The 8,518-nt window shown below is 34.3% G+C and carries 8 protein-coding genes; 7 read left to right on the forward strand and 1 reads right to left on the reverse strand.

The window, feature by feature from the left end:
• Positions 1-208 precede the first annotated feature (208 nt).
• The 6 genes from C9J34_RS20805 to C9J34_RS20825 all read left to right on the forward strand — a co-directional run bounded on the left by C9J34_RS20805 (position 209) and on the right by C9J34_RS20825 (position 6,544).
• Positions 209-982 carry an electron transfer flavoprotein subunit beta/FixA family protein gene (locus tag C9J34_RS20805; protein WP_107842078.1) on the forward strand — a complete coding sequence of 258 codons (774 nt, stop codon included), beginning with the start codon at positions 209-211 and terminating at the stop codon, positions 980-982.
• Positions 983-1,089: 107 nt separating this feature from the next.
• Complete coding sequence (locus C9J34_RS20810; protein ID WP_107842079.1) at positions 1,090-2,067, forward strand: electron transfer flavoprotein subunit alpha/FixB family protein; 978 nt, start codon at positions 1,090-1,092, stop codon at positions 2,065-2,067.
• Positions 2,068-2,620: 553 nt separating this feature from the next.
• Complete coding sequence (locus C9J34_RS20815) at positions 2,621-3,748, forward strand: tyrosine-type recombinase/integrase (RefSeq protein WP_238600742.1); 1,128 nt, start codon at positions 2,621-2,623, stop codon at positions 3,746-3,748.
• Between the two features lie 12 nt (positions 3,749-3,760).
• A complete protein-coding gene (locus tag C9J34_RS22510) occupies positions 3,761-3,961 on the forward strand; it encodes a hypothetical protein (protein ID WP_238600743.1) in 201 nt (66 codons plus the stop codon).
• Between the two features lie 2 nt (positions 3,962-3,963).
• Positions 3,964-6,105 carry a site-specific integrase gene (locus C9J34_RS20820; RefSeq protein WP_338016219.1) on the forward strand — a complete coding sequence of 714 codons (2,142 nt, stop codon included), beginning with the start codon at positions 3,964-3,966 and terminating at the stop codon, positions 6,103-6,105.
• Entirely contained in the window at positions 6,071-6,544 is a 474-nt protein-coding gene (locus tag C9J34_RS20825) for a hypothetical protein (RefSeq protein ID WP_107842080.1), read from the forward strand. The genes C9J34_RS20820 and C9J34_RS20825 overlap by 35 nt, the downstream gene beginning before the upstream one ends.
• 342 nt (positions 6,545-6,886) lie before the next feature.
• Here the strand turns inward: C9J34_RS20825 and C9J34_RS20830 are convergent, their stop codons facing one another.
• Positions 6,887-7,660, reverse strand: coding sequence for a Cof-type HAD-IIB family hydrolase (locus tag C9J34_RS20830; protein WP_107842081.1), 774 nt, complete (start codon positions 7,658-7,660; stop codon positions 6,887-6,889).
• A 55-nt stretch (positions 7,661-7,715) separates the two neighbouring features.
• Between C9J34_RS20830 and C9J34_RS20835 the strand changes: the two genes are divergently transcribed.
• Positions 7,716-8,186 (forward strand): DinB family protein, encoded by a 471-nt coding sequence (locus tag C9J34_RS20835; protein WP_107842082.1) that lies wholly within the window; start codon positions 7,716-7,718, stop codon positions 8,184-8,186.
• Positions 8,187-8,518 lie beyond the last annotated feature (332 nt).

Consider the following 8,518-nt stretch of genomic DNA (forward strand, 5'->3'; position numbering starts at 1 on the left):
TAAAACCGTCACATCCTGTGACAACGGTTAACTGACCTGCATCGTGCAGGCCTCTCTTCAAAATCCGTGACATCCGCCGGGGCATCTTGGTTCAGTGGGTGTCCAAACACTCGCTGAACGAGGAGAAAAATAGATATTTATCCCTTCTCTATAGAGGATAGGGTCTACTACTGAACCAAAATAAATCAAGCTTTCGGAGGTCTGTAAAATGAATATTTATGTATTAGTGAAACGTACGTTTGACACAGAGGAAAAAATCGTTGTATCAGGTGGCAAAATCCAAGAAGATGGCGCTGAATTCATCATTAACCCATACGATGAGTATGCGATTGAAGAAGCAATTCAAAAGCGTGATGCATTAGGTGGTAAAGTAACGGTTATTACGATTGGTGGAGAAGACGCTGAAAAGCAATTGCGTACAGCATTGGCAATGGGCGCAGATGAAGCGGTATTAATTAATACAGAAGATGATTTAGATGAGCTAGATCAATATTCTTCTGCTTATATTCTAGCAGAATACTTAAAAGATAAAGAGGCAGATTTAATTTTAGCAGGTAATGTTGCCATTGATGGTGGCTCTGGTCAAGTTGGCCCGCGCTTAGCTGATTTATTAGGCATCAACTATGTAACGACAATTACAAGCCTTGAAATCGATGGTACAAGCGCGAAAATCGTGCGGGATATCGAAGGGGACTCAGAAGTATTAGAAACTTCATTACCGTTATTAGTAACAGCGCAACAAGGCTTAAACGAGCCACGTTACCCATCTTTACCAGGTATTATGAAGGCGAAGAAAAAACCATTAGAAGAGCTGGAGCTTGATGATTTAGACATCGATGAAGACGATGTAGAAGTAAAAGTGGAAACAGTAGAAATCTACTTACCACCACAAAAAGCAGCAGGTCGCGTGTTAGAAGGCGAATTACAAGCACAAGTAAAAGAGCTTGTAAACTTATTGCATACAGAAGCAAAAGTAGTCTAATTGCAGCGATATTCAGCAGATGCCGCAGGTTTTCCTAAAAAATCTGGACACGCTGAGGCGTAATTGATATTTTTTTCGGTCATAACAAAGGTAACGGAGGGAACAGCATGTCAAAAAAAGTGTTAGTTTTAGGGGAAGTTCGTGAAGGAAGCCTACGTAACGTATCGTTCGAGGCAATTGCAGCAGCAAAGCAAATCGCTGACGGTGGCGAAATCGTTGGTGTGTTAATTGGAGATAGCGTAACGGGTGTAGCAAATGAATTAGTTACATACGGTGCAGACCGTGTTGTCACAGTGGAACACCCACACTTAAAATCATATACATCGGATGGCTTTAGCCAAGCATTTATGGCGGTTGTCGGTGAAGAAAGCCCAGAAGCAATCGTTTTCGGTCACACAGCATTAGGCAAAGATTTATCACCAAAAATCGCTTCTAAGTTACAAGCAGGTCTTGTATCAGATGTAACGGAAATCGAAGGCACTGGCGATGCTGCTGTATTTATCCGTCCAATCTACTCTGGTAAAGCGTTCGAAAAAGTAAAAGTGAAGGATGGCATCGTGTTCGTAACAATTCGTCCAAACAATATTGCACCACTTGCAAAAGATGCAGGACGTTCTGGCGATGTATCAGCATTAGCTGTTGATATTACAAACTTACGTACAATCATTAAAGAAGTTGTGCGCAAATCAGCAGAAGGTGTTGATTTATCAGAAGCCAAAGTCGTTGTCGCTGGTGGACGTGGTGTGAAATCAGAAGAAGGCTTCGAGCCATTAAAAGAGCTTGCGAATGTATTAGGTGGTGCAGTAGGCGCTTCTCGTGGTGCATGTGACGCAGAATACTGCGACTACTCTTTGCAAATCGGTCAAACGGGTAAAGTCGTAACACCTGATCTTTACATCGCAGCAGGTATTTCAGGCGCAATCCAGCACTTAGCAGGTATGTCAAACTCAAAAGTAATCGTAGCAATCAACAAAGATCCAGAAGCTAATATTTTCAAAGTAGCAGACTACGGTATCGTTGGTGACTTATTCGAAGTTGTGCCAATGTTAATTGAAGAATTTAAAGCGTTGAAAGCACACGCTTAATAAAAGGCTGTAGGAGGAGTATTTCCCCCTACAGCTATTTGCATTTTTATGAGGTGTAGAAAAGAGTATTTCATTCAAAAGTTGTTGTAAATTAATTATTTATAATTTACTTATTTTGTTGAAAATGATAATTCTAATACTTACTAAAAATCGATTAGATGGCGATTTATCAACTGATAGTCCGAATTATTATCCTTATGAAGAATTAATTAAAATGTCACCTGAAGAATTAGAAGCAATAGGTTATCCTAATCCTTTTGAATTCCAATAGCAAATGGAAATAGGCTAGTATTAAATAATATTCTATAAAAACACACCTACTACTCTGTAAGATTAAGTACAAGTAATTGTACATTATGTCTTATTCAATAGTGTTTCGTTTATAATGTTACACATTAAATAAAAAAGCACATTACTAAATGCAAATTTTAGTGATGTGCTTTTTATTTTCATTATCTTGCTCATCTACATTTGTTAAAAGATTAAACACTTTACAATGACTAAGATAGATATTAAAGTAGGAACGTTCGTTCTTTTTAAGGGGGACTAATAATTGTATTGGTTTGAGTATTGTCCAAAGAATATTGAAAGTAAATATCAGTTACTCGTATTTAAAAATAACCAGCCCTTTATTCCTTTGACAGATTATTATCATGATTGTTTAGGGAGAAATGATAAAAGCTCTGCAATATCATATGTGAATTGTTTACTTCCATTTTTTAAATGGTTAGAGAAAGAAAGTAACTATCAAGGAAAGAAAGTGCAATGGAATTATTCAGAAGTAAAAATACGTGTTGTGGTTGAGGATTATTTGATGCATGAAATGAAGTGTAAGATTCGTGAAAAAGACAACTTTCGTTTTGTAAATTTAACTAACAAGAGTCCTAATACAATTAGCCTATTTTTATCAGCCTTAAAATCATTTTACAAATCTATGATACGGTTAAAGCATTACCTGTATAGCAATCCATTAATAGATGGTCAGGCTATCCTACAAAGCTATAAAGAGGAGATAAATGGGGTTCGAGAGGATAAGCCAAGAATGCCTTCAATTGCAGGTACAGAAGAAGCCATTCCTCACCGGAGATTAACAGATTCATATTTTAAAATTCTAAATGAAGAATGGCAGCCACAGATTATTGACGATATAGATTTACCGTATCAAGTATATCAAGCTGGAAAGAAAGCAAGTTGGTCACTTCGTGAAATGGTGATAGCTCGTATGCTATTTGAAACAGGTGCAAGAGCCTCAGAAATTATTGAGTTAACAGTTGGTGATTATCGACAACGGAAAAATCAGCAAGAATTCATCACATTCAATAAAGGTAGTCATGGTCGAAAAATTAAGTTTATACGTGTTAGTAAAGATACAATTAAGCGATTATTTCACTACATAGAGACGGAGAGAAAGTCATTAGATAGCAATCATATGAGTTTTGAACAGCTACCTGATGATGCCCCAATCTTCTTAACAGCAAATGGAACACCACTTACCTACTATGCTTGGTACTATCACTGGAATCGGGCTATGAAGAGTAATGATTTGAGTTTAAACCCTCATAAAGCTAGACACTGGTTTGTTACTTCTCGATTACGAGAGATTTATAACGTTGCAAAAAATGAAACAGAAATTCATCAACGTAAAAATGAGTTGATTAAATATATGAAGTGGAAAAATTAAGAGACGATGAAAGTGTATGAGCATCATTTTGATGAAACCAAACATCGAGAAGTACATGAGAAAATGTTGGAGCAAATGCAGCAAAACGAAAAGGACTATATTAAGCAACAGAAATCTTCGAAGAAATTAAAACAAAAGTTAAGCGTTGTTAAATCACCAGCTATCGAAAACTTTGATGAAGATTTGAAAGAATTGTTAGAAGGATTGGAATAAATTTGAATGAAAAAACACAGTTAAGACCTAAAACAGAATGGTACGATAAAATGCTTGGACAAATGGATACTCGATTAATGTGTCTACAAAATAATAGAGGTGAATTTTTAATTGATAAATTGGATGAACGGGTGCTTAAATATCTGTATAGGAACTGCTTAGCTTTCGATTGGAAAGATCAACTCTTGCTTATAGCATTAATTGGAGTAACTAAGAATCATGACATACGAACGATACTCAGTAGATTGGAAGTTCTCCATCCAAGATTCAACGATATTTTTAGGGAATGTAACATTAATTCATTTTCAGATTTCGACACGAATGTTCATTTATTTAAATATTTGAAAGGTGATATTTGTGTCAAATCTTCTAACAATATGAAAAGGAACTTACTAACTACCTATAAATCATCTGAAAACTCTACTAAAAGGTGGATTAATAATAACCTTCTTTCAGGTGAACAGCAATATTTTAACAAGTTTTTATTACCTCCCATTTCATATGATAGTCGTGATTTTTCCTTTACTAAATTAGCCTTGGAACAGGCCCAAAACACCCGTAAGGATGAAACAGACGCTATTGTGCCACATCTTTCAGCAATACGTGCAGAAGCAAATCTACGATGGAATCAAATGAAGAGATTGAGAGATGCATTTCATCAACAAATAAGGGTGATAGAAACCGATTCAATATCATTACCGACTGAATTTTCTTATGCGGAACCAAAGCGGATTGGGGAAGTATTTCATTTTCGTTTATGGGACAAACCTTCCTTTGTACTGAACCATCAAAAGGATTTTTCAGATATTATTATAAAGCAAGCAACACAAAAAAAATTAACTTATTCTGATGAAAATAATGCCTATTTCCTTGAATTTATTCGTGCTGAATCAATAGATAGTGATTCAATACCAGAAGGTCTTTGGTTTAATGAATTAATTGAGCAGAATGTATTAGGAGGTTGGTCAGAAAACAGACACATTGAAGAGCATGAGAAGATATTAAATTTCTTGTCTTTATGGGGATACGAGTCTGAAAACGAGAAAAAACCTTCTCCTTTTTATTCAAAGCATAAAGGCATACTAACACCTTCAACTTTTATCACTTTACACAAGGACAAAGCAGAAGGCTTACTAATAGATATAGAACCATTTTATGTGGCTTGTTCATTTGGACTATTAGCCATCGACATATTAACAACAACAGGTGCAAGACTGAACGAATTACTTCAAATTAGTAATACAAAAGAATGTATTGAGGTAAAGAAAATTAACAACAAGCTACATTATTCCTATAAAGCTATTCCTAAAGGAAGAGATTCATTAGAAGAATTTTATTTAAGTAAACAAACGATGGAACATATTCAAATGGTATCACGGATGTTAAAAACACATTATGACGGTGATAAAATTCCAAGTGTCCCATACAGAGATAAAAGAAAGCACTTATTTCCAAAATCTATGTCTTATTATTTCCAATATGCAGGTAAAGCATTGAAGGAATCCGCTTTATACAGTTCCATTCGGTTTCTTCTTTATGGATTATTATTTGAGACGCAGAATGGAAAATCTGTAACTGTAAAAACACACTTATTACGTCATGCATTTGCGACAGAAGCTGTTCAACGTCAAAAAATGCCGATTGATATTGTCGCAAAAATGCTACATCAGAAGGATTTGAATGTAACAGGATATTATTCAGCTCCTACACCTACACAAATTGCGGAATCAGTAAGTGAGCTACATGATGTCATTTCACGTTATGTAGACATTGAGGATGTATATTTAAGAAGCCCACAAGAGTTACAAAAAGAATTTGATGCCCATGCAGAAAAAGTTGGTGTATTCAACAAAGTATTGGGTGGTACTTGTGTTACAGATTATGTTTGCCCCACTAAAATGCAGTGTTTAGGCTGCAAAGCAAAAATACCTGAACCAGATCAAGAGGATGAATTATTAGAAGTCATCCAATTATCAAAGGATATGGAAAGACGATTTAAACAAATGGGATTAGAGGTAGAAGTTCGAAAAGCTAAAGAGATGGCAAAGCAAGCGAAGATTGAATTGAAAGAGATTGATTTAATCAAACAATATAGGGAGGAACGTCAATATGAACCGAAAGCAAAAATTAATCCATTCAGATAAGAGGGAATGGCTCGTAAAAGTCCATCAGCAACGAAAAGATCGTTCTGTATCTATTGGTATTCAAACAATTGATTTCCTCGTTTCAAAAGGCATTCCTGTAACCTATCATAATATTAGTCACCATTCAAAAGCATTTGATGATGAAGAGAAAGGTATTCACATAAATACTATTAAACGAAATGAAGAATTATATGAGCATTACAAAAAGCATAGTAGAACTTATAAAATAAAGAATGCTCGTAAAAAGTCAGAGAAGCCTTCTACATTTGATGAATCCACTTTAAGAAGAATTTCCCCCGAAAGAGGTTTAACAAACGCTAGAAAGAAGTATATGCAGCTTTCTAAAGAAGACTTGGTGAATAGATTGATAGCAGTTGAACAATATGTTGCAGAAAATCAGAAGCTATGGGTTGCTAATCATTTTGAGCAGTTTAAATAGAGAGTTTATGAGATGCCCTGATAGCCTTGTTAGATTGTTTTTAACAAGGCTACCTTAACTTTTTTCAACGTTAAGAAATATGCATGATTTTATTCACTAAAGTCGATCATGCATCCATGCTCGAAAGACCACTTAAACATTGCTATGACTGACTTTTGAAGAGAATGTATAAAATCATTTATAAAAAATGTTCATAAAAAAAGCCACGAAACGTTGTTTTAACAACATTCGTAGCTTAATGGTTTATCTCCAAACTTTCATTTGGGAACGTTATTTTGAATGAGCATGAATAAATAGCAGTGATATATTTTAGAGGTTAGTGATTTTTTAGTTGATAAAATCTCAAATCAATTCATATTTCTTCAAAGCCCACTCAATACCATCCTCATTAGAATCTTTTGTAATAAAACTTGCAATAGATTTTAAGTTTTCAGTTGCGTTTCCCATAGCAATACCTAAGTCTACAAGTTCTAACATATCGGTATCATTTTCTCCATCGCCAAAAGCGATAGCTTCTTCGTTTATAAATCCAAAATAATCTAGAACTTTTTGGATTGCTACAGATTTTGAAACATCCTCTTCAAGTACATTCACAATATATGGGTGCCAACGTTTAAAACGAACTGTAGGAAAATGAGTCTTATATGTTTCAATTTCTACCTCATCAGCAAACAGGCAAAGTAAGTAGATTTCTTTCAAACGAGCATCTGAATTAATAGGTGGAAATTCCTGCAATCCTAATGTTTCGTAAAGAGCTTGCTGTACTTTAGGTTTCTTTATTTCATTCATATGTAGAGTATCTGAATAATAAGTGAGTGCATTTTGTTGTTCTAATGCAAATTTGTTAAATCGGCGAACTGTTTCTTCGGGTAATACAATTTTGTGAATGCAAGTTCCTTTGTGTGTAACATAGCCACCGTTAGCTGTAATAAATGTGTCTATACCTATTTCAACCAGTTCATCACACATTGATAATGGTCTACCAGTTGCTGCTACAACTTTGAATCCATTGTTTAACAACTTTTTAATTGCATTTTTGGTACTTAGAGAAATAGTTCCATCCTTATAACTTGTAATGGTACCATCAACGTCAAAAAATATTATCTTATGTTTCATATTCGCCTCCAAAAAGTTATAATTTTCTTATTATTTTAATAAAATGAGGTGCAAAATGTTATCTTTATTTCATTATAACTGGCAAGTTCGTGAAGATTGGTTAAATTGGTGTCATTCAATATCTCAAGAAGAATTTCAAAAAGAGCGTATTGGTGGAATGAAAAGTATACGAGAAACATTAATACATATCGTTGATTGTGAATTACTTTGGTTGAATTCAATGGCTGAAAAAGTCATAGAATATGAAAAACGAAATACCATTACCAGTCTAAGCGACATAAAGAAATACGCTGATTTTGTCAAATCACAAACTACATACTTTATTGAGCAATTGCCTTCAGATTATGAAAATCGAATAGTTGAAGTGAAACGACGTGATGGCACCATATTACACTTTAATCAAAAAAAGATAATGGCTCACATGATTACACATGAAATTCATCATATTGGGCAGTTATCCATTTGGGCAAGAGAATTACAACTTAAACCAATTTCTTCAGATTTGATTATAAGAACCTATGAATAACGCTATAGCTTCTACAATCTTTTAATTAGTTAATAAAAATAACTTGTTGATTTTTCAACGAGGTATTTTGTCTCAATAATAATAATGCTCAAGTTCTCAAATAATTTCTGGAAACCTTCCCAAAGCGTCGTTTGGTAACATTAAGTGCTTAACGTTTTAAATCCGCATATTTCTGACGGAACCACATAATAGACAAAATTACTTATATATATCGGAATTAACAAACTAATCACTATTGCTTTATTAATCTTTTTTTATTATATTAACACAATTAATAATTATTAGGAAAAACCTCATTAAATTATTTAGTGTAATAAAAAACTCGACCCACA

This window comes from Metasolibacillus meyeri, assembly GCF_003049505.1.
GTDB classification, from domain to species: Bacteria; Bacillota; Bacilli; order Bacillales_A; family Planococcaceae; genus Metasolibacillus; species Metasolibacillus meyeri.

Bases quoted from the DNA above. Each gene is read 5' to 3' on its own strand.
- C9J34_RS20825 (WP_107842080.1), top strand. From the start codon at position 6,071: ATGAACCGAAAGCAAAAATTAATCCATTCAGATAAGAGGGAATGGCTC.
- C9J34_RS20835 (WP_107842082.1), top strand. From the start codon at position 7,716: ATGTTATCTTTATTTCATTATAACTGGCAAGTTCGTGAAGATTGGTTA.
- C9J34_RS20805 (WP_107842078.1), top strand. From the start codon at position 209: ATGAATATTTATGTATTAGTGAAACGTACGTTTGACACAGAGGAAAAA.
- C9J34_RS20830 (WP_107842081.1), bottom strand. From the start codon at position 7,660: ATGAAACATAAGATAATATTTTTTGACGTTGATGGTACCATTACAAGT.
- C9J34_RS20810 (WP_107842079.1), top strand. From the start codon at position 1,090: ATGTCAAAAAAAGTGTTAGTTTTAGGGGAAGTTCGTGAAGGAAGCCTA.